The sequence below is a fragment of the Aminobacter sp. NyZ550 genome, from assembly GCF_025628925.2.
Taxonomy (GTDB): Bacteria; Pseudomonadota; Alphaproteobacteria; order Rhizobiales; family Rhizobiaceae; genus Aminobacter; species Aminobacter ciceronei.
This window is the reverse complement of sequence record NZ_CP114190.1, coordinates 1,765,398-1,790,714: the sequence shown is the minus strand read 5'-3', so window position 1 is coordinate 1,790,714 and position 25,317 is coordinate 1,765,398. Positions and strand designations below refer to the sequence as shown.

Annotated in this window: 26 protein-coding genes; 11 read left to right on the top strand and 15 right to left on the bottom strand. The window is 61.0% G+C overall.

All coding sequences use genetic code 11. The features are described 5' to 3' along the window. Positions 1-9: 9 nt before the first annotated feature. From torR to N7E70_RS08940, 4 genes are all read right to left on the bottom strand, one after another. Positions 10-744, bottom strand: a complete 735-nt coding sequence (gene torR / locus N7E70_RS08955; RefSeq protein WP_067957866.1) for a two-component system response regulator TorR — start codon at positions 742-744, stop codon at positions 10-12. A gap of 128 nt (positions 745-872) precedes the next feature. After that, entirely contained in the window at positions 873-1,940 is a 1,068-nt protein-coding gene (locus N7E70_RS08950; protein WP_263006110.1) for a hypothetical protein, read from the bottom strand. A 147-nt stretch (positions 1,941-2,087) separates the two neighbouring features. After that, a complete protein-coding gene (locus N7E70_RS08945; protein ID WP_263006109.1) occupies positions 2,088-3,590 on the bottom strand; it encodes a histidine kinase dimerization/phospho-acceptor domain-containing protein in 1,503 nt (500 codons plus the stop codon). Positions 3,591-3,619: 29 nt separating this feature from the next. After that, positions 3,620-4,312, bottom strand: coding sequence for a response regulator transcription factor (locus N7E70_RS08940; RefSeq protein ID WP_263006108.1), 693 nt, complete (start codon positions 4,310-4,312; stop codon positions 3,620-3,622). A gap of 364 nt (positions 4,313-4,676) precedes the next feature. Between N7E70_RS08940 and N7E70_RS08935 the strand changes: the two genes are divergently transcribed. From N7E70_RS08935 to N7E70_RS08925, 3 genes are all read left to right on the top strand, one after another. Then, the gene (locus N7E70_RS08935; protein WP_246765198.1) at positions 4,677-5,630 is read left to right on the top strand and encodes an ABC transporter substrate-binding protein; all 954 of its coding nucleotides are present in this window, start codon (positions 4,677-4,679) and stop codon (positions 5,628-5,630) included. Positions 5,631-5,734: 104 nt separating this feature from the next. Further along, on the top strand, positions 5,735-6,763 hold the full coding sequence (locus N7E70_RS08930) for a quaternary amine ABC transporter ATP-binding protein (protein ID WP_263006107.1): 1,029 nt from the start codon (positions 5,735-5,737) through the stop codon (positions 6,761-6,763). Then, positions 6,760-8,751, top strand: coding sequence for an ABC transporter permease (locus tag N7E70_RS08925; RefSeq protein ID WP_263006106.1), 1,992 nt, complete (start codon positions 6,760-6,762; stop codon positions 8,749-8,751). The genes N7E70_RS08930 and N7E70_RS08925 overlap by 4 nt, the downstream gene beginning before the upstream one ends. Before the next feature lie 148 nt (positions 8,752-8,899). Here N7E70_RS08925 and N7E70_RS08920 read toward each other — a convergent pair whose 3' ends face one another. The 3 genes from N7E70_RS08920 to N7E70_RS08910 all read right to left on the bottom strand — a co-directional run bounded on the left by N7E70_RS08920 (position 8,900) and on the right by N7E70_RS08910 (position 10,782). After that, the gene (locus tag N7E70_RS08920; RefSeq protein ID WP_263006105.1) at positions 8,900-9,301 is read right to left on the bottom strand and encodes an outer membrane protein; all 402 of its coding nucleotides are present in this window, start codon (positions 9,299-9,301) and stop codon (positions 8,900-8,902) included. A 750-nt stretch (positions 9,302-10,051) separates the two neighbouring features. Then, positions 10,052-10,384 carry a hypothetical protein gene (locus tag N7E70_RS30905; protein ID WP_442866501.1) on the bottom strand — a complete coding sequence of 111 codons (333 nt, stop codon included), beginning with the start codon at positions 10,382-10,384 and terminating at the stop codon, positions 10,052-10,054. After that, the gene (locus tag N7E70_RS08910) at positions 10,381-10,782 is read right to left on the bottom strand and encodes a hypothetical protein (RefSeq protein ID WP_263006104.1); all 402 of its coding nucleotides are present in this window, start codon (positions 10,780-10,782) and stop codon (positions 10,381-10,383) included. Before N7E70_RS08910 ends, N7E70_RS30905 begins: the two co-directional genes overlap by 4 nt. A gap of 23 nt (positions 10,783-10,805) precedes the next feature. Here N7E70_RS08910 and N7E70_RS08905 point away from each other — a divergent pair, with 23 nt between their 5' ends. After that, entirely contained in the window at positions 10,806-11,015 is a 210-nt protein-coding gene (locus N7E70_RS08905) for a hypothetical protein (RefSeq protein WP_263006103.1), read from the top strand. 268 nt (positions 11,016-11,283) lie between these two features. Here N7E70_RS08905 and N7E70_RS08900 read toward each other — a convergent pair whose 3' ends face one another. Further along, complete coding sequence (locus tag N7E70_RS08900; protein WP_442866500.1) at positions 11,284-11,997, bottom strand: IS3 family transposase; 714 nt, start codon at positions 11,995-11,997, stop codon at positions 11,284-11,286. A gap of 166 nt (positions 11,998-12,163) precedes the next feature. Between N7E70_RS08900 and N7E70_RS08895 the strand changes: the two genes are divergently transcribed. After that, on the top strand, positions 12,164-12,490 hold the full coding sequence (locus N7E70_RS08895; RefSeq protein ID WP_331461912.1) for a winged helix-turn-helix transcriptional regulator: 327 nt from the start codon (positions 12,164-12,166) through the stop codon (positions 12,488-12,490). Here N7E70_RS08895 and N7E70_RS08890 read toward each other — a convergent pair. From N7E70_RS08890 to N7E70_RS08865, 6 genes are all read right to left on the bottom strand, one after another. Then, a complete protein-coding gene (locus tag N7E70_RS08890) occupies positions 12,473-13,144 on the bottom strand; it encodes an alpha/beta hydrolase (RefSeq protein WP_263006102.1) in 672 nt (223 codons plus the stop codon). The two genes, N7E70_RS08895 and N7E70_RS08890, sit on opposite strands and share 18 nt — an antisense overlap. After that, positions 13,141-14,097, bottom strand: coding sequence for a glutathione S-transferase family protein (locus tag N7E70_RS08885; RefSeq protein ID WP_263006101.1), 957 nt, complete (start codon positions 14,095-14,097; stop codon positions 13,141-13,143). The genes N7E70_RS08890 and N7E70_RS08885 overlap by 4 nt, the downstream gene beginning before the upstream one ends. Before the next feature lie 68 nt (positions 14,098-14,165). Continuing rightward, positions 14,166-14,567 carry a DoxX family protein gene (locus tag N7E70_RS08880; RefSeq protein WP_263006100.1) on the bottom strand — a complete coding sequence of 134 codons (402 nt, stop codon included), beginning with the start codon at positions 14,565-14,567 and terminating at the stop codon, positions 14,166-14,168. A 32-nt stretch (positions 14,568-14,599) separates the two neighbouring features. After that, positions 14,600-15,232 (bottom strand): NADPH-dependent F420 reductase, encoded by a 633-nt coding sequence (locus tag N7E70_RS08875; RefSeq protein WP_263006099.1) that lies wholly within the window; start codon positions 15,230-15,232, stop codon positions 14,600-14,602. A 120-nt stretch (positions 15,233-15,352) separates the two neighbouring features. Further along, positions 15,353-16,240 carry a LysR family transcriptional regulator gene (locus N7E70_RS08870; RefSeq protein WP_263006098.1) on the bottom strand — a complete coding sequence of 296 codons (888 nt, stop codon included), beginning with the start codon at positions 16,238-16,240 and terminating at the stop codon, positions 15,353-15,355. Between the two features lie 473 nt (positions 16,241-16,713). Next, positions 16,714-17,172 (bottom strand): hypothetical protein, encoded by a 459-nt coding sequence (locus N7E70_RS08865; RefSeq protein WP_263006097.1) that lies wholly within the window; start codon positions 17,170-17,172, stop codon positions 16,714-16,716. 590 nt (positions 17,173-17,762) lie between these two features. On the opposite strand from N7E70_RS08865, the gene N7E70_RS08860 reads away from it, so the two are divergent. Beyond that, positions 17,763-18,977 (top strand): M24 family metallopeptidase, encoded by a 1,215-nt coding sequence (locus tag N7E70_RS08860; RefSeq protein ID WP_263006096.1) that lies wholly within the window; start codon positions 17,763-17,765, stop codon positions 18,975-18,977. A gap of 302 nt (positions 18,978-19,279) precedes the next feature. On the opposite strand, the gene N7E70_RS08855 is transcribed toward N7E70_RS08860, so the two are convergent. Continuing rightward, entirely contained in the window at positions 19,280-20,059 is a 780-nt protein-coding gene (locus tag N7E70_RS08855) for a creatininase (RefSeq protein WP_263006095.1), read from the bottom strand. 98 nt (positions 20,060-20,157) lie between these two features. On the opposite strand from N7E70_RS08855, the gene N7E70_RS08850 reads away from it, so the two are divergent. The 5 genes from N7E70_RS08850 to N7E70_RS08830 all read left to right on the top strand — a co-directional run bounded on the left by N7E70_RS08850 (position 20,158) and on the right by N7E70_RS08830 (position 25,198). Beyond that, entirely contained in the window at positions 20,158-21,072 is a 915-nt protein-coding gene (locus N7E70_RS08850; protein WP_154387504.1) for a LysR substrate-binding domain-containing protein, read from the top strand. 91 nt (positions 21,073-21,163) lie between these two features. Then, positions 21,164-22,300, top strand: a complete 1,137-nt coding sequence (locus N7E70_RS08845; RefSeq protein ID WP_263006094.1) for a polyamine ABC transporter substrate-binding protein — start codon at positions 21,164-21,166, stop codon at positions 22,298-22,300. Between the two features lie 128 nt (positions 22,301-22,428). Next, a complete protein-coding gene (locus N7E70_RS08840) occupies positions 22,429-23,274 on the top strand; it encodes an ABC transporter permease (RefSeq protein ID WP_263006082.1) in 846 nt (281 codons plus the stop codon). Then, positions 23,271-24,107, top strand: coding sequence for an ABC transporter permease (locus N7E70_RS08835; protein WP_108605996.1), 837 nt, complete (start codon positions 23,271-23,273; stop codon positions 24,105-24,107). The genes N7E70_RS08840 and N7E70_RS08835 overlap by 4 nt, the downstream gene beginning before the upstream one ends. Further along, positions 24,104-25,198, top strand: coding sequence for an ABC transporter ATP-binding protein (locus N7E70_RS08830; RefSeq protein WP_263006083.1), 1,095 nt, complete (start codon positions 24,104-24,106; stop codon positions 25,196-25,198). The genes N7E70_RS08835 and N7E70_RS08830 overlap by 4 nt, the downstream gene beginning before the upstream one ends. The last annotated feature ends 119 nt before the right edge of the window (positions 25,199-25,317 follow it).

Below are 25,317 nucleotides of genomic sequence, written 5' to 3'. Positions count from 1 at the left end.
AACTATCGCCTAAAGAGCCGCAGCGACGCGCCCGGGCTGGACGGCGTCCGGCGCGAAGAAGTAACCTTCGCCATGAGCGGTGACGATGATGCGCGGCGTGCGCGGATTGTCGTTCAGCTTCTGCCTGAGACGCCTGACCAGCACGTCGACGGTGCGATCGCTGGCATCCCATTCGCGCCTTGATATCTCGTGCAGCAGCCGCTCCCGCGACAGCACCTGGCCGGGATTGGCTGTCAGCACCGACAGCAGCTTGAACTCGGCTCCGGTCAACTCGACGAAGGTGCCGTCGGCTGCCTGCAGCGTGCGGCGAGCAACCTCCAGCGTCCAGCCATAGAAATGCCGCGTGGCCGTAGCCGGTTGCGGTATCCGGCCCTTGCCGACGCGGCGCAGCAAGCCCTTGACCCGGGCGAGCAGCTCGCGATGCTCGACCGGCTTGGTGACATAGTCGTCGGCGCCGATCTCGAGCCCGACGATGCGGTCGACAGTGTCGGTGCGCCCGGTGACCAGGATGATGCCGACGTCGGAGCGCTCGCGTTGCTCACGCGTCAGCTTGAGCCCATCCTCACCCGGCAGATTGATGTCGATCATCAAGAGATCGGCCGGATGCCTGGACATGATGGCACGCATCTGATCGCCGTCGCCGGCCTCGCTGACCTTGTAACCTTCGGCCAGGAAATAGCCCGCAAGCTTCGCCCGTGTGACCGGGTCATCCTCGACGATCACTATGTGATGCTGAGCCCGCATGCCATTCTATCCTCCCGACTTTTGTTGACATCATTTCACAAGTCGGGCGGCCCGGGCAACGACGGAAGGAGCCGGCGCACTTGTCATGGCGTCGCCGGCCCCTGCATCATTGCCTGGGATCTGTCACGTCAGCCTTTCCTAGCCGAGAAGCAAGGCAGGACATCTTCCTTGAAATACGGCTCCTGGTTGACCCAGAACATGTAGCTAACCTTCAGGAAATCCTGCGCAAAGGCATGAAGGCTCGGCACCAGGTTCGTGCGCTTCGTCACGATGTTCGTCGAGCCTGTCTCGCCGACATAGTTGCCGTCCTGGACCGCAATGCCGAGTGGCACGTTGAACTTGCCTTCGTGCATCATGGCCAGGGCATGGTGGAGCTGGCCCTTCTTCTTGTACATGAGATCGGGAGCCCCCATGCCGACGCCGATCTTGTCGCCAAACTCATAGATTCCGCGCAGATATCCCTTGTCCTCCCAGGGCAGCCATTCGCCGGGCATGAAGTTCGCGTAGAGCATGGTGGTTGACTTGGGGAATGCGGCCTTCATGGCTTGCATGTTGGTCTTGAGCACCGCCACATATTTGTCCGGGGTAAAGGACGCATCCGTCTCCTTGGAAACACCGATGGCCGTTTCCTGCAGGTTGACGCCCTCGACCACGCCGTCGAACTGCTTGCCGAGTGCCGCAAGCAATGCCGCGAAGCGCGCCTGGACTTTGGCGTTCCAGCGCTTGGCAACCCAACCTTCGACAACTCCGTCGTCGGTATGTTGGGCGGTGACGCCGCCGTCATAGTCACCTTTCAGCAGATAGTCGGGGACCGGCTTGTATTCGGGTGAGAAGGATGCATCCTGCAACTGGATGAAAAGCCGCTTGCCATGCTTGGCCAGGTAGTCGATGTCGGACTGGATCGATGAGAAGTCGTAGTGTCCTTCAGTCGGCTCAAGCTGGCGCCACACATACATGATCTGCGCGCCTGCGAAACGATCGCTGGTCAGGAAGGCATGGTCGCGGATCGCGTCGCGATCCCGGCTGAAATAGACGAAATGCTCGATCTTGTCCGCCGGCAGCGGACATGTTGCATCAGTGTATTGCTTGTAGGCGTTGGCGTATCGATTGGCGGGATTGTCCCATGCCATCGAGGATGTGGCGGCAATCGCGGCACAAAGCGTTACGACGGCGCCAAGAAGACGTTTCAACTTCATAGGTCTACCCTTGAGTGGATCGGGGCCAGCAGGCCCGTGACCCTCAGACGTCTAGTTTGCGGATGACCCGCATTCGCCGTCGAAGTGGTGCAACTCGTGTGCAGTTTCCGTGCAGGCCAGCTCGAACGCAATGCGCTCCGATGGAAGCTAGCCGAAATCGATCTCGAAAACCGCGCCGCCCAGAGCGGCAACCGGCGTCAGCCGCGCACCATAAAGCTCGAGAATGGCCACCACGATGGCCAGGCCAAGCCCCGTTCCGCCCTCCTCGCGACGCGTGGTGAAAAACGGTTCGACCATCCGGCCGAGGTCGATGTCGGCAAATCCCTCACCATTGTCTGAAAGCCGGAGCGTCCGTCCATCCCAATCGAGGTCGAGCCTGGTCGCCCCATGATGGCGGGCATTCCCCGCCATGTGCGCGAGTACCGTTTGTCCATGCGCAACCGAGAGGGGCAGGATGGCATCCGGAGGAGCCAGGCTGATATCGAGCCCGGAAATCTCGGGCAGCATATCTCGCAACTGGCCAGGTTCACCGCGCATAGCTTCGCTTGACCTTGTCATGTCGCGAAGCTGGTGGAGCAGCAAATCCATCCGCTCTCCCTGGGCCCTGATGGTGCCTATGAGACTTTGCTGCGCAGCGTCAGACAGGTCGCCATCCTCGAGAAGCTCGGCAGCTCCCATGATCGAGGTAACCGGCGATTTGAGCTCGTGGGTGACGTGGTTGGTGTAGATGCCGATTTCCTTGCTGCGCTGCGACAGCGTGCCGGCCATGGTGATGACCGCTTCACCCAAGTCGGCGATCTCCCGCATGCCATAGTGGCCGAGCGGGGCTAGCTCGGAATGGCTGCCATTGGCGACCATTCTCGACTGGTCGCGCAGGGCGCGGATCGGCCGTAGCATCGTCCGCACAAGCAACGTTCCCACGACTGCGGCGCTCAACAGCGTCACGACGGCCAGGACGATGACGGCGCTGCGCTCGCCGGCAAGATATTCCGTCAGCCCGGGAGCGGTCCTGGACATATAGACCGCGCCGATAACCCGGTTGTGGCTGATGACGGGATAGGCAACCAGCACCCTGAACCCTGTCCCGCCGCCAAGCACTGCGAGGCGCAACCGCGTACCCGCGTCACCCCGCCAGCGCAGTGCGGCCCCGACATCGCCTTGCAGCGCCTGCCGGACCTCTGGCACGGCGGCAAAACTCGCTGACTCGCCAGCGAGCATGTCTATGCCCTGATGATCCAGGAAAACGACAGTCGAAAGTGTCGTGCGGCTGGCATTGTCGGCCAAGGCACCCAGCCCCGGCGCAATCCTGAGATAACGCGGATCGAGTCGCTCCGCGGTCGGCACCGGATCGGGGCGGACGGGCTCGACCACATCCTGGCGCAGGTTCAGGAGCGGTCGAAAGGTTCGTGACGCAGCACTCCAGAAAATGCGCTTGGGCGGCGGCAGATAGAAGCCAGGTACAGCCCTGCCTGCTTCGGGCGGCTCGGCCTCGAACGCGACGGCATAGGCGCCGGCATAGATCGCCGCTTGCTTGATCAGCGAGGCCTCCGTCTCGTTGACCAGCCGGTTTGTTCCGATCTGCAACGCCAGCGTCGTCACGACCGGCACCGCCAGCAGGCTAACGCAGACGATCGCCACAACCAGCGGCATGGATGGCCGCCATTTCCGGACGATCCGGCTCACGCGGTGCCTGGTCCGGCGACACAATTGCCAAGCCGTAGGCCCACCCCTCGCACCGTTTCGATTATGTCGGAGTAACCAAGTACCGCCGCCTTGGCGCGGATGTTACGGACATGGCTGTCCACCGTGCGTCCGGACAAGGTGTTGTTCCCGCCATAGGCCTTGTCGATCATCGCCCCCCGACCGACGACGATCCCGGGCCGGACCGACAGGATCGCCAGCACCGAAAATTCCGTTGCCGTCAGCGGCAGATCTTTTCCGGCAAGCGAGCAGATGTGGCGTTCGCTGTCGAGACTGAGGTCGCCGTGCCGCGTGATACTGCCTGCCTGCTTGCCGCGTGCCAGTATGGCCTTGATCCGCAGCAGCAGTTCGCGCGGCGAGAACGGCTTGCTGACATAATCGTCCGCCCCCAGCTCGAACCCCACGATCCGGTCGACTTCGTCGTCATGCGCCGTCAGGAAGACGATCGGGACATGCGAGCTGGCACGGATCGCCTTGCAGCATTCGATGCCGTCCATGACAGGCATGCCGATGTCGAGCACCACCAGGTCGGCATGGTGTCGCCGCAACTGCTCCAGCGCCAGGCGTCCGTTGGCCGCCTGCTGGACATGCATTCCCGCCCTTTCCAGTGCAATGCCGATCACGTTGCGGATGTCCGGGTCGTCATCGACAACGAGAATGCTGGGGTTCATAGCGCGATCACCAAGGAGACATGCCGGCTGATGGCCGACACCAGCTTCTTCTATCGAGGCGGGCGATTGCAAGCCAAGCACTGTCCGACAATCTCGACGACAAAAGCGCGAAGATGATGGCGCGCCTGCCGCCTCGCCGACCTGATGGCCTGTCCTCGGGAAACAACACGCGACTTTCACCGAGCGACAGGTTGCCTATTAACATCATTTCACAAGTCGACTTACGACTTTTACACCCCGGCCGACACCGGTTCACTTCTCGTCGCTATCTTTGCGGGGATGGCGCGGAAATCCAACAGGCACACAGAGGCCGGCATCCCGCCTTCCATGGGAACAATCGCAGCACACAGGAACGGGAGGTTCAATGACCCATTTTACCAAATCCGCAACCATGGCCACGATCATGGCTTTTGCGGCCGGCACGGCGTTCGCCCAGGATTCCACCGACCCTATCAAGATCCCAACCCACAACTGGTCGAGCCAGATCGTCGGTGCCCACATCGTCGGCAAGCTGCTCGAGAAGGGCGGCGCCAAGGTCGAATACGTCTCCGCCGACAGCCAGGTCGTCTACACCGCTCTTTGCGAAGGTGACGTCAGCCTCGTGCATGAGGTCTGGGAAGGCGCCTTCGGCGTTGCCTTCCAGAAGGTGGTCAAGGAAGGCTGCGTCGTCGATGCCGCCACCCACGACGCCAAGACACGCGAGGAGTGGTGGTATCCGACCTATGTCGAGGAGGTCTGCCCCGGCCTGCCCGCCTGGGAAGCGCTGAACGCCTGCGCCGACAAGTTTGCCACCGCCGAAACCGCGCCGAAGGGCCGCTTCCTCGGCGGTCCTGTCGACTGGCTCAAGCATGACGCAGAACGCGTCGAGGCCCTCGGTATGAACTTCGAGGTCGTCAATGCCGGCTCGTCCGCCGCCCTGTGGGCCGAGCTCGAATCCGCCGTCAAGCGCAAGGAGCCGATCGTGCTCTTCAACTGGACGCCCAACTTCGTCGAGGCGCTTTATGACGGCAAGTTCGTCGAGTTCCCGGCTTTTGATCCCAAGTGCAAGGACGACCCGGCCTGGGGCTCCAACAAGGAGCTCAGCTACGACTGCGGCAACCCGAAGGACGGTTATCTGAAGATCGCTGCCTGGAAGGAATTCCCGACCAAGTGGCCCAAGGCCTACGCCATCCTGCAGAAGATCAACTTCTCCAACATGGACATCGCCGTGCAGGCGAAGCTCGCCGACATCGACAACATGGAGCCCGAGGCGGCCGCCGACAAATGGCTGGCCGACAATGAGGCGCGCTGGAAGGCCTGGATGGGTTCCGCCAGCTAACCCTCCGCATCCATCCGTCCCCTCATGGCGTCGTGACGCCCGCGTAAATGCGGGCGCCACCTCGCCGCGCATACCCCATCGGCCCCCTTTGGCGAGAGGCAGACATGTCCGAAGCAAAAATCGCATGCCGCAACCTTTGGAAGCTCTACGGCTCCGATCCCGCCGGCTTCCTGCGCCGCAACCACAACAATCCTTCCATCGAGACCATCAGGGCCGAAGGCTACGTCCCCGCCGTCCGCAACGTCTCCTTCGATGTGACGCCGGGCGAAATCCTCGTCGTCATGGGACTCTCCGGCTCGGGCAAGTCGACCTTGCTGCGTTGCCTGGCGCGGCTGATCGAGCCGACCTCGGGCGAGGTCATGTTCGAGGGCCGCGACATTCTGGCCGCCACGGAGCGCGAGCTGATCGATCTCAGGCGCCACAAGATGGGCATGGTGTTCCAGCACTTTGCCCTGCTGCCCCACCGCACCGTGCTCGACAATGTTGCCTTCCCGCTCCAGGTTCGCGGCACCGATCGCCAGAAGCGTGAGAGACGCGCCCGCGAGGTGATCGAACTCGTCGGGCTGAAGGGCCGCGAGGGCTATTATCCGCGTGAACTCTCCGGCGGCCAGCAGCAGCGCGTCGGCATCGCCCGCTCGCTCGCCGTCGGCCCCGACGTCTGGTTTCTCGACGAGCCGTTCTCGGCACTCGATCCGCTTATCCGCCGCGAGATGCAGGACGAATTCCTGCGCCTGCAGAAGGTGCTCAACAAGACAATCGTCTTCATCACCCACGATTTCGACGAGGCGATCCGCGTCGCCGACCGCATCGCCATCATGAAGGACGGCGTCGTCGAGCAGCTCGGCACCGCCGAGGAGCTGGTGACCTGCCCGGCCACCCCTTACGTCGCCGAGTTCACCCGCAACGTCTCGCATGATCGCCTGCTGTCGGTTCGCGCCGTCATGGCGCCCGCATCCTCTCGAAAGCCAGACGCCGCTGCGGTCCATGCACAGGCCCTGATCGCCAGCGTGGTCCGCCAGGTGCTGACCTCGGAGCGTCCCGTCGACGTCATCGACGACGCTGGCGCGCTCGTCGGTACGCTGACCCGAGACGGTCTGATCGATGCTCTCTACGGCAAGGAGCAGTGTGCATGAGTGCCGCGACACTGACCCGCCAGGAGGCGATGGAACCGCAGAAGCCGCTGGCCGCAATGACTAGGCCGCTGCTTGTCGTTCTGCCTTTCCTCGTCCTGCTGCTTGCCGCCTCGCTTTTGCCCGACTGGGCGGTGCAGGTGCCCAAGGGCTGGACTATTCCGTTCGTCGACTGGGCGAACATGGTCTTCGACCATTTGCGCGACGACGCGATCTTCGGGCTGTTCTCGTTCCGCGACCTGACGCGCGGTGCTGCCGAGCTGATCACCTGGCCGCTGGCCTTCGTCGAGGGACTGTTGGTCTCCGGCTTCCCCGATATCGGCATCGCCGCCATGCCCTGGGTCATGACCGCCGGCCTGTCAGGCGTGCTCGGCTGGTATCTCCGTGACTGGCGCCTTGGCGCGCTGGCGGCAGGCTGCGTCGCCTACATGGCGATCTTCGGCAAATGGGAATTGTCGATGATCACCTTGTCGGTGGTCCTCGTCGCCGCACCCATTGCCGGTCTCATCGGTTTCGGCATCGGCATTCTCGCAGTGAAGAAACAGTGGTTCGAAGCGCTCGTCGTGCCGCTGCTCAACGTGCTGCAGTCGTTGCCGCATTTTTCCTACCTGATCCCGATCGCCATCTTCATCGGCGTCGGCCACAAGGCCGGCGCGATCGCCACCGTCATCTTCGCCATTCCGCCGATGGCCCGTCTTACCATCCTCGGCCTGAAGGGCGTTGCCGAAGAGGTGCGCGAGGCCGGCAAGATGGCCGGCTGCACCCGCTTCCAGACCCTGTGGATGGTCGAGATTCCGTCGGCGCGCCAGCCGCTGCTCGTCGGCGTCAATCAGGTCATCATGCAGTGCCTGGCGATGGTGGTCATCGCCTCCTTCGTCGGCGCCCGCGGCCTTGGCCATGACCTGTTGTTCCGGCTCCAGGCGCTGAAGATCGGCCAGGCGCTGGAAAGCGGCGTCGCGATCGTCCTGATGGCGATCACGCTCGACCAGTTGAGCCGCGCTGCTGCCCACAAGGAGCCCTCGCATCTCGCGCCCGACGCCAGCCTGCTGCAGCGCTTTCCGTTCCTCGCCGCATCGCTGGCCGTCATTGCCGCGTCGCTGTTGCTCGCCGCGATCACGCCTTACGCCCAGGCCTGGCCTTCGGAGCTCGCCCTCAGCACCGCCCCCTTCTGGGATGCCCTCGTCGACTGGATCACCGTCACGCTCTACGACCCGTTGCAATACCTCCGCAACGCCATGCTGCTCTACGTGCTGATCCCGATCCGCGACCTGTTCCAGTCGATCCCCTGGACGGCGATGGTGGCTCTTGTCGCCGCGGCAGGCTGGTCACTCGGCAGCTTCAGGCTCGCTGCGATCGTCTCCGGCTTCGTGCTGTTCATCGCCTTCGCCGGCTATTGGGAGCGCTCGCTGATCACCGCCTATATGGTGACCGTCGCGGTGCTGCTGTGCATCATGATCGGCCTGCCGATCGGCATCTGGGCTTCGCGCAGCGAACGCCGCACCGGCATCGCCAAGCTCCTGTGCGACACCTTCCAGACCTTTCCGTCCTTCATCTATCTGATCCCCGTGATCATGCTGTTCAAGGTCGGCGACGTCGCCGCGATCTCGGCGATCATCATCTATGCGATGATCCCGATCGTCCGTTACACCATCTTCGGCCTGCGCAACGTGCCACAAGAAATCGTAGAGGCGGGCATCACATCGGGCTGCACGCAAAGGCAGCTTCTGTGGAACATCCGCATGCCGCTGGCCTTCCCCGAGATCATGCTCGGCATCAACCAGACGATCATGTTCGCCCTTTTCATGGTCATCATCGCCGCCTTCATCGGCACCAAGGACATCGGCCAGGAAATCTTCCGGGCGCTGACCTTCAACGATGCCGGCAAAGGCCTCGTCCTGGGCCTCTGCGTCGCCTTCATGGGCCTGACCGCCGACCAGCTGATCACGGCATGGGCAACGCGGCGGAAACAGAAGCTGGGGCTGGCAGGCTGACCACCGGCCTTCGGCCCGTCGCACCGCCTGGACGATCGACAGCCGACTGGCCCGTAGCCCATCGCCATGCAGGAGGAACTGGCGTGGCGGCCCGCAGCGCCGGCGGAAGTGTGCTTCTCGCCGGCGCAGCCAATCCCGTCAGGACAGATCAGAACTTGTAGTTCAAGCCGACCTTGCCGCTTGATAGGCTGAGGTCGTAGGTATCCCTATCGAACTCCTGCTCGCCAAGCCCGTAATAGGCGTACTCACCGAAAACCGACCAATTGGCATTGAGTTTCAAAGCGACGCCGGCGCCAGCCGTGTACCCGGTGTATGTGGGGCCGGCGGATTCTCCCGGGTACTTTATTGCAGTATCCGCCACGGCCAGACCGGCCAGGCCGTAGAGCAACACGCTGTCGAAGGCGACACCGCCACGGGCGGTCAGGCCGGCCAGCCAGTTGACCTCCATGGAGATGTTGGGAAATGGCCCGAAGCCGAAGTCGTAGTTACCGCTCAGGCCACCCCCGGAGACATCGCCCTGCACACCGAGCACAAAGTTACCAACCGACATGCAGGCCGGCGTAGATCCCGCTCCAGTCCGTCGCGTCAGCATACGCCGTGCCGGCTGGGGCGGTCTCGGTAGTCACGTTTTCCGCCCGCGCCGTCCCCACGCTCATCGCAATCAACGCAGAGGTCATCAAAAGGCCAGCATGTATCTTCACAGCCTAATATCCTTCAATATATGTCGCTTCAGTTTCAATATAGATCGCTTCAGCAGCGTCGCCTGACAGGCGCAGCCGCCATCGCAAAAAGTGTAGACAGTGTGCTGGGCAGTCAGACCTTATTGTTCCGGCATGTCAACCAAGCAAAGCGATATCTCCCAGTTGATCGAAACTATGGCCGCGCTCTGCAATCCCGTGGACGGTAGTGCGCGGGATCTGGAGCAGGACGTCTCAGCCATCCGGCACTACACGATCGAGGAGGCCTGCGAAATTCGTTCCGACGGCCGTCCACTTCATTCTGACACCCGGAACAAAGCGCGGAGAGATCGAGTTGCGCTGCATGGGGAACTGGGCACGATCCTGAACTGGACCGAGCGACAGGCTGTTGGCCCTGCAACCCAAAACACTCCCGAAGCAAGGCTCACGGGAGTGTCGTTATCAATGGTTCTGGGGCCAGGCTTTGGCTTTTGTCGCGCTTTGCTTGTGGGTAAGCGTCCGGTCGAGGGCTTGGAGGAAACCGCGACGAAGATCGTTCCGATCTCAAGCAGGTCTCTGGACCCTCGAGATGAGTTTGGTTCGCCGTTCCTGTCACGTCGCCTTCAATACAATTGCGCCAGCGATCCGGTCGTGAAGTGCGACACGGCTCGCGAGAACAGACGCACACAAAATGCCCAGCCAAACCATGGGCACGATCGCCCCAGCGCCGAGACGGCTCCTTGTCCAGATAGCCGGAGCCCCGTCGCCTGGTTGAGAGTAAGTCCGAATGAAAATGACGAGTATAGTAACAATGCCAAAGCTGGCGCCAGAACAGCCGTCCGATTGACTGCACGAGCTATCGGAAGGCGTCGTTGTTTGGTGTCATTGACGCTCGTTACGCGCAGCCCAGCCAGCCGTTTGCCGAAGGTCGCGCCGCCCCTCGCTTCGGCGATCAACCGGTAGACGAGGAGAAGCGCGAATGCGAGCCAGTCAAGGACAATGATCTTCCCTTCGACCAGGCCCCCTGTCTGTTGAGGTAGTAATATTCCTGAGCCCGCGTTTCGTCGTTGTTTCGCGCCCCCAATAGCCGTGCCGTTGGCAGGCCAAGAACAGTTTCGCTGCAGTCATCGATGAAGAAGGCGCCGGCCTCCAATGGTGGCAATACGCCCGCATTCGCTGGCCCACATAGATTGACGAAGAACCAGGTTTGGCCCTGCACCTGACCGTTGGTTGAAAGATACAATGACGCGAGGATCAGTTGAGTGACGAAAAGGATGCCGAGTGCGTCGATTGCGATGGCTGCAACGCGACGAAGGATACTCGCATTCTGCGTCTGTCGACTGGCCACTGCCATTGCTCCCCACCCAGCAGGAAGATATGCACAGCCTCGACTCGATGTTTCAAGATCTGGATAGTCAGATAGTGGGCTTTGGCTGTTGCGTGCCCCTGATGCGCTTCAAGCTCGGGCTGTCACGTGGTTCGAGACAGCAAGAAGCCCGCCGTGGTTTTCACCTTGGCGGGCTTTTATTGTTGGTTGCGGGGACAGGATTTGGCTTTTTGTCCCGCTTTGTCGGCTTTGCCTCCTAGCGGGCCCCTGATGCAGGTTCAACTCGACCGTCACCTGCGTCCAAATACCAAAACAGCCCAGACAAGCTGGACTGTTTTGGTATTTGGTTGCGGGGACACGCAACTACCGATTCCGACATTCGTTGATAGTGGCGATCTGACCGCGCTGGTGTTCTCCGACTGCACCGCAGGCGGCATGCTGCGGGAAGTTGTCCGGTCCCTCACGACCTGGCCGTCACGGGCACGGAGCTCCAAGTGGTCCGAACACCAGCGCACGTTCGAGCGCAAGTCAACGACCGTCATGAGTTCGGCCGGGACGTTGCGCGGTGTGGCGTTGCAGCGTCAGATGATGCTGGCGCATGACCCGCAACACCCGCTGGGCATTGACGGTCGGCTTGCCCGCGAGACGCCGTTGTCGGTTGATCAGTGCGATGACAAGGCGATAGCCATAGGTTGGCCGTCTGTCGATGATCGGCCTGATCTCGGCCAGCAGATCGGCATCCTCGGGCTTGCGATAGGGACCGCGCCGGACAATTGGAACGGCGGCAGTTCGATGAGATTGATTGGAGCGCGCGATACCCAAAGTTCTGGCGATCGCGCTCACCGGAAACCGTCCTCGGCATCGTTCCAGGACACCCAGGGGCAAGCTGTGTTTTTTGGGCGAGCGATCTCGATCGCTTCCTTGAGGGTCTCGTTTTTCATGGTCTTTCGGCCCAGCATCCGCTCCGATCGCGAACGCGCTTTTCGAGCTCGCGCACCTTCGATGCGGCAACAACATCTTCGTCGGCCTGGACAGCGGCATGACCGCCTTCGAGCATGCGACGCTTCTAGGCAAACAGCTGGGAAGGAGAAATGCCCGCCGGGCAACGTAGGACTCGCTCATGCAGGGTTGCATGGCCTCTTCAACCAGGCTGACCTTCTCGGCCACCGACCAGCGTCGACGGCGCTGCACTGAGGTAATGACTTCGACCCGGCTGAACGGGACGTCAGAAGCTTTGGACATAGTCGTACTCATAGGCGCATGCCTATGCCTTATCGGCTATGCCGCCTGTCCGGTCAAAAAGGGGTGCGCTCCAGAACGGAGGCTCCGTTGAGCCCGTATGATGCATATCTAGCCAACAGCCAGCCCGCTTCGATGCGTCCTCGATCGCTTCGGCGACAAATGGACGGTGCTGGTTGTCCGCCTGCTGGTCGCTGGCCCGCTGCGGTTCAATGCGCTGAACAAGTCGATCGGAGGTCTGTCAGCAAAAGTCCTGTCGCGGGCTCTCCGGGACCTGGAACGCGACGGGCTGGTAACCCGGACGGCATATCCGACAGTCCCGGTTACCGTCAATACGACCTCACCCCGCTTGGCCGGACGCTCATCCGCACGCTGGACGCGCTTTCGCACGCTGGACGCGCTTTCGCATTGGGCCGAGCAAAACATTGAGGCAGTCCACGCCTCGCAAGTCAATCAGAAGATGAGCGCATGCGCTCGATCATTCGGGTTCGCTTGAAAGTGCAGCGGCCACGAATGCTGCGCCCAGTTGCGCGCCTTCGGCGGTGATGGTGTGCCCCACGCCTGGAAGAATGTGGCTGTCGGCATCGAGTCCCAGTTCGCGCAGTGCTGCCATTGCCTCGATTGACGCCCCAGCTGATATCACCGGGTCTGCCGCGGCATGCACGGCAAGAACGCGTGGCATTCCAGCTGGCGCAAAGGGTCGCGGCGACGCGAGTCTGCCGGAATAGGCGACGACTGCGCCAACTGGCCAACGCCCTGATACAACGGCGTCAAGCGCCATGATGGAGCCTTGTGAAAATCCGACGAGGACGACCCGATCGAGATGGTCTAGAAGACCATGCCGTTCGATGGTGCCGCGCAAGACATCGTCGAACGCCGGCCTTGCCGCAACGATGCGTTGCGGCCGGTTCGCCTCCGTCACACCGGAGATGCTGAACCATTGCCGACCGGAGCTATCCCCGTTGAAAGCGAACGGGCCGTCCGGTGTCGCGAACGTGGAGGCTGGCAGTGCTTGGCGCCAGCCCTCGGCAAGTGGCAAGAGATCGGCCCCGCGACTGCCGACGCCATGCAGGAAGATGACGAGGCTTTTGGTAGAGGACTTGGTCATGGGAATCGGAGGTCTCCTATCGCAGTTAGAATCGCCGCTCAAAAACCGAGATCGCTGAGATCGGGACCGTCGGGCACGATGCCGTTCGGATTGAGAGACCTGATCGAATAATAGCCCTTCTTGATGTGGTCGATGTTTACTGTGGCGCGGATGCCGGGAATGGCGAGTACGCGATTCAGATAGGCCATCAGATTGGGATACTCGGACAAGCGGCGCAAATTGCACTTGAACAGACCGTGATAGGCCGCATCGAAGCGCACCAGCGTGACAAACAAACGGATATCGGCTTCGGTGGGCTGGGCGCCGAGCAGGAACGGTCCATCAGCCAACCGGGTTTCCAGGTCATCCAGCATAGCAAAGACACCACCGTAGGCTTCAGTATAGGCGATCTGGGTCGTGGCGAAGCCGGCCCGGTAGACGCCGTTGTTGAGCGAGGGGTAGATGCGCTCGTTCAACGCGTCGATGTCGGCGCGCAGGTCTTGCGGATAAAGGTCAATGCTCTGGTCGGCGAGCGCGCCAAATCCTGAATTGAACATGCGCACGATTTCGGCCGACTCGTTGTTGACGATGGTCCTGCGCTTCTTGTCCCACAGAACCGGAACGGTGGCGCGGCCGGTGAAATCGTCGTCGGCAAGGCTGTAAAGTTCATGCAGATAGGTGGCGCCATTGAGCTCGTCCCGGTTGGAACCAGGATAGTCGCCAAAGCGCCAGCCTTGATCGGTCAAGGTTGGCTCGACCACCGAGACCGACACAACGTCGTCGAGCTTCTTCAGTTTGCGGGCGATCAGGGTACGGGAAGCCCAGGGACAGATCAGCGCGACATAGAGGTGATAGCGCCCGGCCTCCGCAGCGAAGCCGCCTTCGCCGGTCGGTCCGGCGCTGCCGTTGGGCGTGATCCAGTTGCGGAAACTGGAAATCTGGCGAACGAAGCCGCCCTGTTCGTCCTTGGCCTGAACCGGTTGCCAGTCCTCGGTCCACTTTCCGTTTACAAGCATGCTACGTCTCCGTTCGGCAAAGAAGGTGGCCCGGACACGGTGGGATGGGGACCGCGTCCGGGGCGGAATCAGCCACGCACCTTTTGCAGGGCGTAGGCGCCGTTGCCGAGCAGCGCCAGCGAGGCAAGCGCGACAGCCCAGAATGCCGGGAACTCCCAGCCGCCATTGGGGTTGCTGAAGAAAAAGCCGGCGGCGCCATGCGGAGCGTAGATCGAGCCAAGCAGGACCGGAATCAGCCCGATGGAAACCCAGCGGGTCCAGACGCCCACAATCAAAGCGAGGCCGCCCAGAAGCTCGGCCGCGATGACAAGATAAGCAAGCGGTCCGGGAAATCCGAGGCTTTCGAAGAACCCGGCAGTGCCTGCCGGCGTGAAGATGAAGATCTTCAGGCCAGCGTGGGCGAGGAACAGGATGCCCATGCTGACGCGCAGTAGAAGGGCGGCGAGATTGGGGTTGTTGATATTGTTCATGTTCGTTACTCCTGATTGCTGTGTTTTAAACGTCAGGCTGCGGTCTGCCAGGCGGGAGCGATATCGGTGCCGAGGCCGCGCATGTAACCCAACACGATGTTGAGGCCGGCGACCGGCTCCAGATAGCGCGCGACACGCAGTCCGCCGACCTGGACGGGAACGAAGCCGGACTTGGCAACGATTGCCTCCACCGCGTCGATTGCAGTTTGTTCGTCGCCGGCAATGAAGACAGTGGCGGGCTTGTCGCCAATCTTGCCGCCCGCCTGTAGCACCGAGGCAAAGATCGTATTGAACGCCTTGACGACCTGGGCCTTGGGGGCGAGCTTCTGGATTTCCTCGCCAGCGCTGGTCGAATGGCCGATGGTCAGCCCGGCATAGTCGGCGGTCAGCGGGTTGGTGATGTCGATGACAATCTTGCCTTCCAGGCCGCCTGCCGCGGCAATCACCTCGCCGGCCGCGTCGAATGGCACCGCGAGAACAACGATTTCAGCGTTGCGTGCCGCCGAAGCGATGTCCCCGCCTGAAACATTGCCGCCCAGTTCACGCGCCGCTTTGCTGGCACCGGCGGCATCACGTGAACCGAGCGTGACGGAATAGCCGGCCTGGGAAAATACGCCGGCAAGGCCCTTCGCCATATTGCCGGTTCCGATAATCGCAATGGTCATGATCGTGTCTCCTTGAGCAAAGCGCTTGATCAGCGCCGATAGCGAGGAGATAGCGCGTTTCCAGGACAGATATTATCCTGGCGAAAAGCAGTTATTTAATTCCAAAATGGAATTAATCGGCTACCAGCCTTTGTCCCAATCCGGACCGCTGCGGTAGTGGGCTACCAGGAAGTCAACGAACACCCGGACCTTGATGGCGAGATGCCGGCCGGGCGGATAGAGGGCGTAGATTGTGAGGGGATCGGCCTCGGATTCGCGCAGTAGCGGTACGAGCCGTCCGTCGCGAAACCGAGGGCCGGCAATGAAACTCGGCGCGCGCGCTATGCCGAGGCCCGCCTCGGCCGCCGTTAGCGCAACTTCGGCGTTGGAGAAGCGCAGCCGACCGGCGACTTCGATGAGCGTGTCACTGCCGTCCGGTTCTCGAAACGCCCAGATACCGGGTTCGCGAAAATTGGTGTCGATAATGCAGTTGTGGGAACTCAGGTCAGTCGGCCGGCGAGGTCTCTCATGATCCCGCAAATAGGCCTCGGACGCGCAGACCACGATGCGCGCTTCGCATAGACGCCGAGCAATCAGGCTGGAATCGGCAGGGCTGCCGATGCGAATTGCGGCGTCGAAGCCCTCGTCCACCAGACTGACGACCCGGTCCGAAAAACTGACGTCGAGTTCGATCTGTGGGAACTGACGCGCGAACTCCACAAGAACCGGGGCCAGTTGGGCCGCGCCGAAGGAGACGGGCGCAGTCATTCGCAAGCGCCCCTTCGGTGTGCCGGAAACGTTGCGTACCGCCTCCTCGAGCGCGTCGAAATCGGCAAGCAGAACCCTCACGCGTTCGAAGTAGGCCTGCCCCGCTTCTGTTGCCGCCAGTGCGCGGGTGGTGCGGTTGAGCAGCCGAACGCCAAGTTCCCCCTCCAATCGCGAAATCAGCTTCGAGGCCTGTCCGGCACTGGTTCGCAACCGTTCGGCGGCCCTTGCAAAGCTGCCCGCCTCCATCACGGCAACAAACATCCTGTCACATTCAAGCCGATCCATGCGAAACCAGTAGCGGCTGATGGCTTACAGTCCAAGGGGGCAGGTAGTTTAGGAGCAATTGCTTCTAATCGAGCCGGATCACTTGCTGCGAAAATATCGCGGCTCCGCCAGCCAGTCTTCAAGGCCTGCATACCTCACCTGTCGGCCCGAATTGTCATTTCAACCAGAATTCTGGGCCGTTTTGCCTGTCATTCTGGAAACGGTATTTGCTTTATGGAGTTCTCGACAAAGCGATGGTGCCGTGATGGTTGCCATGTCTCGGTCGCAGGCACCGACCACCTAACGCCTCCCCGCGTATTGATCGCTAGCGGCGACAGCGCTGCTGCTCGGACACTGCCGACGAGCAAGTCGGGCGCCAAAAGTGCTACGGTGATCATAGGCAGCGTGGGATGATTATCGGCTCAGTTCGATTTGATCGGACCAGAGCATCGGCAAGTCAAGTCCGCGAGCTATATCGGCCGAGGCGATATCGATGGCATTGTCGCCATCAACGATCTCGGTGACGATCGTTGGATCAAAGAAGGCAAGGCGCAGAAGCTGGGAACGTAGCGCTCGTTGAGATTTTCCTGATCTGCGATCTCGCGCGCCGACTTTGCACGGCCAGTTAGCAGGTCAGCGTACCATGTCGCGCCGCGGGCAATTGCCTTGATGGGTCTTGTTGCTGGCAGTTGGCCTGGCATTTCCTGATGTCGTGATGAGGTGCGGAGATTATCGTTTGAGAGCAAACGGATTGTGGAGGTCGATGCAAACCGAACCTCGACCTCTGTCATCTGTCGCTGTTGTGCCTGCAATGCTGTCATCGTCAGATCGATCGTGATGCGGTCGCCACCGATCGTCACCGAACTGATCAGCGATTGAATTGCAGTCCGCTGCTCGTTTGAACCGGTCACCTGCAGCTGGGCAATCATGCTGAGGCGACGTTGATCCGCCCGCAAATCTCCTCAGGCGCTGCGTAGGGGCAATTACGTGATTGTCCAGCCAGTTTTGGTCATTTAGCTTGTGAAGCGGCCCTTTAATTGCGGGCAGCTGTCAATCGGGTTCGCGCTGCCATCGCCGGGGTCATGGTCCTTTGCGAGGGCGATGCCTCATGATGATGATCGGGGTCGGGCGCCTCGACGTGTGCAACGACGTTCGAATCGACGTCAGCAGATTCAACGCGGTCACCACAACCACCGTCCCGGCGGGACGTCACGGAGTTCCGGAAACGGACCCGCGAACGGATCGGGTGCATATCTGCTACGCCATCTTTTCCCTGCCCCACTCACAGCTAGTGCCGTCAACCCAGAGGCAGTGGAGCAGAACGAGAGTGTTGCTGCACTTGCGTCGGATCGTGCCATGGTGGCGCCTATGGGTGAGACTTTGCAGAGTCCGTGATGACTGCGGGATAGTTCCTCCATTAAGATCTGTTATTCGAACATTAGGTGAATAAATTTTCGAAATGCCGTCGTCGAAACTAAGCTGTGCTGCATCAGATCTATTCTCAAGGAGGAGCAGCCCGATGACCGACGACATGTTGCACGTGATGAAATGGCACAATGGCGACAAGGAGTTTTCGCCGTTCTCCGATGCCGAAATGGCCCGTCGCCAGAACGATGTCCGCGGCTGGATGGCAAAGAACAACGTCGACGCGGCGTTGTTTACGTCTTACCACTGCATCAACTACTATTCCGGATGGTTATACTGCTACTTTGGTCGCAAGTACGGCATGGTCATTGACCACAACAATGCTACCACCATTTCGGCCGGTATCGATGGCGGCCAGCCGTGGCGCCGTAGCTTCGGCGACAACATCACCTATACCGACTGGCGCCGTGACAATTTCTACAGCGCCGTGCGCCAGCTGACGCCGGGCGCCAAGCGCGTTGGTATTGAGTTCGACCATATTTCGCTCGATTTCCGTCGCACGCTTGAAGAAGCGCTGCCCGGCGTCGAGTTCGTCGATGTCAGCCAGCCCTCGATGTGGATGCGCACCGTCAAGTCGCTCGAAGAGCAGACGCTGATCCGCGAAGGCGCCCGCGTCTGCGACGTCGGCGGCGCGGCTTGTGCTGCAGCAATTAAGGCTGGCGTGGCCGAGCATGAAGTCGCCATCGCCACCACCAATGCGATGATCCGCGAGATCGCCAACTCGTTCCCCTTTGTCGAATTGATGGACACCTGGACCTGGTTCCAGTCGGGTATCAACACCGACGGCGCCCACAATCCGGTGACCAACCGCAAGGTGCAGCCTGGCGATATCCTGTCGCTCAACACCTTCCCCATGATCTTCGGCTACTACACGGCGCTCGAGCGCACCTTGTTCTGCGACCATGTCGACGATGCCAGCCTCGACATCTGGGAGAAGAACGTCGCCGTTCACCGTCGCGGTCTCGAACTGATCAAGCCGGGCGCGCGCTGCAAGGACATCGCCATCGAGCTCAACGAGATGTACCGCGAATGGGACTTGTTGAAGTACCGTTCGTTCGGCTACGGCCACTCGTTTGGCGTGCTCTGCCACTACTATGGCCGTGAGGCCGGCGTGGAACTGCGGGAGGATATCGAGACGGTGCTAGAGCCGGGCATGGTGGTGTCGATGGAGCCGATGGTGATGCTGCCCGAGGGCATGCCGGGCGCCGGCGGCTACCGCGAGCACGACATCCTGATCGTTGGGGAAGACAGCGCCGAAAACATCACCGGCTTCCCCTTCGGTCCGGAGCACAACATCATCAGGAACTGAGGGTGGTGTTCTACATCCCCCACGATTGCCCCCGGGAAGCGGTGGACCGGCATTGCCGGTCTGCCGCGACCGCGTTGCATCCGGCAGCGCTGCTGGCCAGGGATATCGCCCGCTGGGTGAAGTGGCTGGGTGCGCGCATGACTGCCCGTGATGCCGAAGAGCCGGTGTCTCGGCCAGCATCCGAAGCGACTTGCGAGCGTGGTGCGCTGACTCCGCCGAGCCGGCCTTTTTGATCCCGTCCTTGGCAACAAAAAAAGCCGCGGTCGATGCCGCGGCTTTTATTGTGCCTGGAGGTAGAAAGTTCAGCGCGGGAATTCCCTCTCCAGAGCCTGAACGATGCCCTCGGCACAGACCTGTAGTAGCAGCTCACCTTTCTCCGCTGTCGCATCCTTGGGCGAGGAGAGCGTGCCGCTGGCGGGCGTCCATTCCGGTTTTGGCGGGTAGACGTCGTAGGGCGGGAAGGTTGCCGGCGCATGGTCGACCGCGCGCTCAAGGCTGACCTGGTGGGGGTAGAGCGCCAGCATCAGGGAGGTTTCGAACACCCCGCCATGTTCCAGATCCCAGCCTGCGAAGCCGTCGGGATAGAGCCGGCCGATCGTCGCCTTGTCGACGAAGTCCCAATAAGACAGGACGACGATCTTCATGTCGTCGATGCCGGCCCATTTGAGCTCACGCAGTGCAAGGTCGATGCCCTCGATGATGAACCACGAATTCTCGAAATGGCCGTTGACCAGGCAGATGCGGCGAACGCCGTGGCGGGCGAATTCCCTGATGACGTCGCGAAGAGCTGCGACCAGGGTTGCGCCGTCAAGGCTGGTGGTGCCCGGCAGATGATTGCCGCCGCCGGACTTCTGATGCGACTTGTAGCCATAGGTGAAGGGCGGCGCGACCAGCGCGTCGATGCGGCTGGCGACGCGCCGAGCGAACTCGACCGGCAAGAGCACGTCGACATTCATCGGCATGTGGTGGCCGTGCTGCTCCATCGAGCCGATCGGCAACAGGATTGCCGTGGTGCCGCCGCGAACACGGGCGTCATAGTCGGGCCAGGAAAGCTCGGCGGCGAAGACAGATTGTTGAGGCATGGTCATCTCCCATTTTGGCTGATGGGGCAAAGATTTGAGCCCAACCTTGTGATATGAGAAATTTATAATCTTCATCCTCGCATGAGGAAACGAAATCCATGCGCAACATCATAAACTTCCAGACCGACCTGCTCCGCACCTTCGTCTCGGTCATCGATCTAGGCGCTTACACCAAGGCCGGCGACATGCTGGGGCGTACCCAGCCGGCGATCTCGCTGCAGATGCGCCGGCTCGAGGAACTGGTCGGCGCACCGCTCATCAAGCAGACGGGCCGTTCGCTGACGCTCACCGGTGAAGGTGAGATGCTGTTGAGCTACGCGCGCGAAATCCTGCGGCTCAACGACGAGGCGGCGTCCTATTTCAATCGCGCCAAGATAGCAGGGGTGCTGCGCGTCGGCCTGCCGAACGACTATGCGGTGGCGTTCCTACAAGGGGTGATCACTGAATACACGCGTCAGCATACTGAAATTTCGCTCGAGATCTATTGCGGCTGGAGCGCTGAAATCCTCGATCGGCTGCGGGCGGACGAACTCGATCTGGCCATTGCGATGGTCAACACTGATCGCGCGCAATACCTGTCGCGGTCATGGATCGAGCGGCCGATCTGGACGGCGGCGAACGAGGTCACGTTCGATCCGGCGGCAGGCATTCCGCTTGCTGCTCATCCGGAAGGGTGCGCGTACCGGGCGCGGATGATCCAGGCGCTCGATGCGGCGCAGATGCGCTGGCGCGTCGCTTATACCGGGCCGGGTATCTCTGGCCTGCAGAATGCCGTGATCAACGGTCTGGGTGTAAGCGCACTGACGCGCTACACTTTGTTGCCGGGGATGCGCGTACTCGGCGAGGACGACGGGTTCCCGCCGCTGGCCGAAATCCGGGTTGGCCTGTTCTACAAGCATCCGCGCCTGTCGGACGCCGGCATCCGGCTGGTCAACCACATCATCGCCCGGCTGGATGAGGCTGGCGTCTCCGGCGACCCCGTCAGGCGTCATGTGGAACTTGATCGTCAATAAGCAATGCAAATGGCCCAATTATAAGAATTAATTTTCCAAATGCACTTGCGCTTCCTAACCTTGCGGCAACAACAACCAAAAGGGGAATGCGATGACCATCAAGGACGCATTGTCGGGGCCCCGTACCCGGCGCGAGATTCTGAAGGGTGCAAGCGTATTGGGCGGCGGAATCCTGGCGATGCCGTATCTCAGCCGGCTGGCCTTCGCCGCTCCTGTCGAGCTTACCATGCTTGCCTGGTACGGCCATGCCGAACCGGATGTCGTTGCCGAATTCGAGGCGGAAAACAACGTCAAGTTCAAGCCGAAATACTATACCGGCGGCGACAACATGCTGGGCCTGATCGCCCAGTCGCCTCCCGGCACCTTCGACGTCATCCTTTCCGATGCCGAATATGTCCAGCAGCTCAATTCCGCCGGCTATATCGAGCAGCTCGATCCCAAGGACTACGCCTTCGACGACTATTTTCCCGAGTTCCAGAAGTTCGCCGGCCACTGGCAGGACGACAAGCTGTACTCGGTTCTCACCCGCTTCGGTTTTCTCGGCGTTGCCTACAACACCGAAGCCGTCACCGAAAAGGAGGCGTCGAGCTACAATGTCTATTGGGCCGACAAGCTGAAGGGCAAGGTCGGGCATTTCGACTGGCATCTGCCCAATCTCGGACAGATCAGCCTGCTCGACGGCAATGCCTCGCCCTACGACATCGACGAGGCGGAATGGGGCAAGCTGCAGGAGAAGATGAAGACGCTGCGCCCGCAGATCGGCGGCTTCTTCGACTACGGCGGCACATTCTCATCGTTGCAGAACGGCCAGATGCTGGCCATGGCGGGCATCGGCGACTGGATCACCGGGACGCTGGAGAAGAACGGCGCCAAGGTGCGCAGCGTCATCCCCGAAGAGGGCGGCCTACAGTGGACCGAGTCCTTCTCCATCGGCAAGGGCTCGACAAAGGCCGACCTCGCCAAAAAATGGATCCAGTACATCACTTCGGCTAAAGGACAGGTGAAATCTGCCAACATGGCGGCCTATCCCGCGCTTATTCCCAGCCAGAAGGGCTGGGAGCTTCTGGCCAAGGAAACGCCCGAGGAAGCCAAGCGCCAGGGCATGTTGCTCAATGAAGGCAACGTCATGGACATGATCCGCAATGGCCGGATCAAGTACCGGCAGCTGCCGGTGCAGCAGAGCCTCGAGGACTGGAACGATTTCTGGTCGGAGTACAAGGGCTCGTAAAGGCGGCGACGCGGCAAGCCAGCTATTCTGCTAATCTAGAGACGACGGGGCGTCGCTTAGCGCTCCGTCCGTTCCGGCAATCCCTGCACGCAGCCGTGCAGTCGTGTCTTCAAGATGGAATCGCCGCGATGCGGAAATCAATCACACTTTACGGACTGACATTATCACTGCCGATGCTGATCTGGCAGGTGATGTTTTTCCTTGCGCCGCTGTTGTTCCTGATCGCACTCAGCTTCTGGACGGTCAAGAATTTCCGCATGGAACCGGACTTCGACACCGTCAACTGGGTCAGGATGCTCGGTCGCGGTGTCTTCTGGGACGCCTATCTGCGCACCTTCGCGCTTGCCACCGCTGCTGCCGTCATCACCAGCGCGCTGGCTTTCCCCTGCGCCTACGCCATCGCATTCAAGCTCACCGAAACCGCGCGCCGCTGGGCCATCTTCCTGATGGTCATCCCCTTCTTCACCAGCTATCTGGTGCGCGTCTATTCCTGGCAGATATTCCTCTCCGACAACGGCATCATCAACGCACTGTTCGCCAAGGTCGGGCTCGGACCGTTCGGCATGCTCAACTCGGTGTTCGGCACGATGGTCGGCTATCTGACGCTGAGCTTTCCGCTTGTCGTTTTGCTGCAGCTGTTCAGTCTGATCTTCGTCGACAAAAACCTGATCGAGGCCGCGCACAACCTGCGCTGCGGCCGGTTGCGCACGGTCTTCGCGGTGATCGTGCCGGCCGCCAAGGTCGGCCTGGTGATCGCGGCGCTGTTTTGCTTCATCCTGACCTTCGGTGATTTCGTCAGTCCGCTTTATCTCGGCGGAGGCGACCCGCCGACACTGTCCATCCTGATCACCGACACTACCAAGTCGGGCCAGCAATGGCCGCGCGCGGCGGTGATCGCGCTGACCATGATCGCAACGCTGCTAGCAGTCGCGTTCGCCGCGGTGGGCTACGCCTACAAGGAGCGCGGACGATGAACGACTTCAATCGCAACTGGCTGATCGACTGGGCGCTGAAACTTTACATCCTGCTGGCCTTCGCCTTTATCTTCGCGCCAATCGCCGCGAGCTTCGTCTTCTCGTTCAATGTCGACCGGTTCCCCTCGCTTCCGCTCGGCGGCTTCTCGACGATCTGGTACGAGACGGTCGCCGCCGACCCGCTGGTCTGGGAAGGCCTGCGCAACACGATGGTCGCCGGTGTGATCGTATCGGTGCTGGCGACAGTGATCGGCTTTGGTGCTGCCTATACCGACTTCCGCTACAAGTTCTTCGGCAAGACCTTCTATGTCGCGCTGGCCCTTCTGCCACCCACGATCCCAGTCGTCATCCTCGGCCTGGCGATGCTCGCCTTCTTGTCCAACATCAACCTGTCGGGCGCCATCCATTCTGTCATCATCGCCCATGTGGTCTTGTGCGCGCCCTTCGCCATGGCGATTGTTCGGTTGCGCCTGTCACAGATGGACCCTTCACTCGAAGCCGCGGCTTGGAATCTCGGTGCGAGTGAATGGAAGGCGATGCGTCATGTCATCATCCCGTTCTGCAAGCCGGCAATCTTCGCGGCCCTGTTCCTGACTATGGCAGTCTCGTTCGATGAATTTGCAGTGGCCTGGTTCGTCTCTGGACTGAATGAAACCTTGCCAGTCAAGGTGCTGGGCTTCCTGCAAGGTCAGGTCAGCCCGCGTATCAACGTCATCGGCACCTTCGTCTTCATCGTTTCGATGACGTTGGTGGTGCTCGCCCAGATCCTTCTCATGAAACGAAGCGGTCCGCCCAAAGCGTCCGCGGAAATAGCCGGAGTACCGCTATCATGACCGACAAGGCTCTCGTCGTCTTCGACGGCGTCGTCAAACGCTTCGGCAGTTTCGTCGCAGTCGAAAAGATGAACTTCGAAATCCGCAAGGGCGAGTTCCTTGCCATCATGGGTTCCAGTGGCTGCGGCAAGACGACGACGCTGCGGATGCTGGCTGGACTGGACGCCCCGACTGAAGGCGAGATCCGCCTTGGCGGCAAGCGCATCAACGACCTGCCGACCTGGCAGCGCGACACGCCGATGGTGTGGCAGAGCCTGGCGCTGTTTCCGTTCCTTACCGTGCGCGAAAATGTCGAGTTCTCCCTGCGCATGCGTGGGGTGGAAAAGGCCGAGCGGCGCAAACGCGTCGACAAATGGCTGGAGCGCATGCAGATCACCGAGTTCGCCGATCGCAACGTTGCCCATCTGTCCGGCGGCCAGCGCCAACGCGTGGCCTTAGCGCGCTCGTTGGTGACGGAACCGGACATCCTCCTTCTCGACGAGCCGCTATCGGCGCTGGACGCTCATCTCAAAGTGCGGATGCAGACGGTGCTTTCGAACCTTCAGCGCGAACTCGGCATCACCTTCGTCTATGTCACGCACAGCCAGTCTGAGGCATTCTCCATGGCTGACCGCGTCGTCATCATGAGCCGTGGACGGATCGAGCAGATCGGCAATCCGCAGGAGATTTACCGCGCGCCGCGAACCAAGTTCGTCGCTGAATTCCTTGGCTCGTCGAACATTTTTGCCGGCAAGGTCTCGAACGTGAACGGCAAGGCGTTGAAGATCGCGACGCCGGTGGGCGAGTTCGATGTCGCCCCGAACCCAGCCAAAGCCCTCTCCAAGGGTGACAAGGCGACCTTTGTGGTGTCGGGCGACCGGATACAGTTGAGCAACCAGCCCCCGGCTGACGGCTACGACGGGTTGCAGGCGCAGGTGGTCGGCGAGGAGTTTGTTGGCGCAACCGCCGTCATCCATCTGGAGGGCGCCGACCGTATCGAGATCAAGGCGCAGAAGAGCCACGACGAACTCGAACATATCAACCTTGAGCCTGGCGCCAAAGTCTGGGTGTCGTGGCGGCCGGAAGCGACGCACATTCTGCCCGGAGAATGACGGTTATACATTGGTAATTTATCAGCGTGTTATTATCTAATGCTAAGAAGCAAAAGGTCAAATAATTTGCATAAGAAATCTTAATTTGTATCAAAATCATTTGAATATGACTGTGATTG

Coding starts and splice junctions, on each gene's coding strand:
- torR (WP_067957866.1), bottom strand. CDS start 744: ATGCGGGCTCAGCATCACATAGTGATCGTCGAGGATGACCCGGTCACA.
- N7E70_RS08950 (WP_263006110.1), bottom strand. CDS start 1,940: ATGAAGTTGAAACGTCTTCTTGGCGCCGTCGTAACGCTTTGTGCCGCG.
- N7E70_RS08945 (WP_263006109.1), bottom strand. CDS start 3,590: ATGCCGCTGGTTGTGGCGATCGTCTGCGTTAGCCTGCTGGCGGTGCCG.
- N7E70_RS08940 (WP_263006108.1), bottom strand. CDS start 4,312: ATGAACCCCAGCATTCTCGTTGTCGATGACGACCCGGACATCCGCAAC.
- N7E70_RS08935 (WP_246765198.1), top strand. CDS start 4,677: ATGACCCATTTTACCAAATCCGCAACCATGGCCACGATCATGGCTTTT.
- N7E70_RS08930 (WP_263006107.1), top strand. CDS start 5,735: ATGTCCGAAGCAAAAATCGCATGCCGCAACCTTTGGAAGCTCTACGGC.
- N7E70_RS08925 (WP_263006106.1), top strand. CDS start 6,760: ATGAGTGCCGCGACACTGACCCGCCAGGAGGCGATGGAACCGCAGAAG.
- N7E70_RS08920 (WP_263006105.1), bottom strand. CDS start 9,301: ATGTCGGTTGGTAACTTTGTGCTCGGTGTGCAGGGCGATGTCTCCGGG.
- N7E70_RS08910 (WP_263006104.1), bottom strand. CDS start 10,782: ATGGCAGTGGCCAGTCGACAGACGCAGAATGCGAGTATCCTTCGTCGC.
- N7E70_RS08905 (WP_263006103.1), top strand. CDS start 10,806: ATGCACAGCCTCGACTCGATGTTTCAAGATCTGGATAGTCAGATAGTG.
- N7E70_RS08900 (WP_442866500.1), bottom strand. CDS start 11,997: ATGTCCAAAGCTTCTGACGTCCCGTTCAGCCGGGTCGAAGTCATTACC.
- N7E70_RS08885 (WP_263006101.1), bottom strand. CDS start 14,097: ATGCTTGTAAACGGAAAGTGGACCGAGGACTGGCAACCGGTTCAGGCC.
- N7E70_RS08880 (WP_263006100.1), bottom strand. CDS start 14,567: ATGAACAATATCAACAACCCCAATCTCGCCGCCCTTCTACTGCGCGTC.
- N7E70_RS08875 (WP_263006099.1), bottom strand. CDS start 15,232: ATGACCATTGCGATTATCGGAACCGGCAATATGGCGAAGGGCCTTGCC.
- N7E70_RS08870 (WP_263006098.1), bottom strand. CDS start 16,240: ATGTTTGTTGCCGTGATGGAGGCGGGCAGCTTTGCAAGGGCCGCCGAA.
- N7E70_RS08865 (WP_263006097.1), bottom strand. CDS start 17,172: ATGATTGCCCAGCTGCAGGTGACCGGTTCAAACGAGCAGCGGACTGCA.
- N7E70_RS08860 (WP_263006096.1), top strand. CDS start 17,763: ATGACCGACGACATGTTGCACGTGATGAAATGGCACAATGGCGACAAG.
- N7E70_RS08855 (WP_263006095.1), bottom strand. CDS start 20,059: ATGCCTCAACAATCTGTCTTCGCCGCCGAGCTTTCCTGGCCCGACTAT.
- N7E70_RS08850 (WP_154387504.1), top strand. CDS start 20,158: ATGCGCAACATCATAAACTTCCAGACCGACCTGCTCCGCACCTTCGTC.
- N7E70_RS08845 (WP_263006094.1), top strand. CDS start 21,164: ATGACCATCAAGGACGCATTGTCGGGGCCCCGTACCCGGCGCGAGATT.
- N7E70_RS08840 (WP_263006082.1), top strand. CDS start 22,429: ATGCGGAAATCAATCACACTTTACGGACTGACATTATCACTGCCGATG.
- N7E70_RS08835 (WP_108605996.1), top strand. CDS start 23,271: ATGAACGACTTCAATCGCAACTGGCTGATCGACTGGGCGCTGAAACTT.
- N7E70_RS08830 (WP_263006083.1), top strand. CDS start 24,104: ATGACCGACAAGGCTCTCGTCGTCTTCGACGGCGTCGTCAAACGCTTC.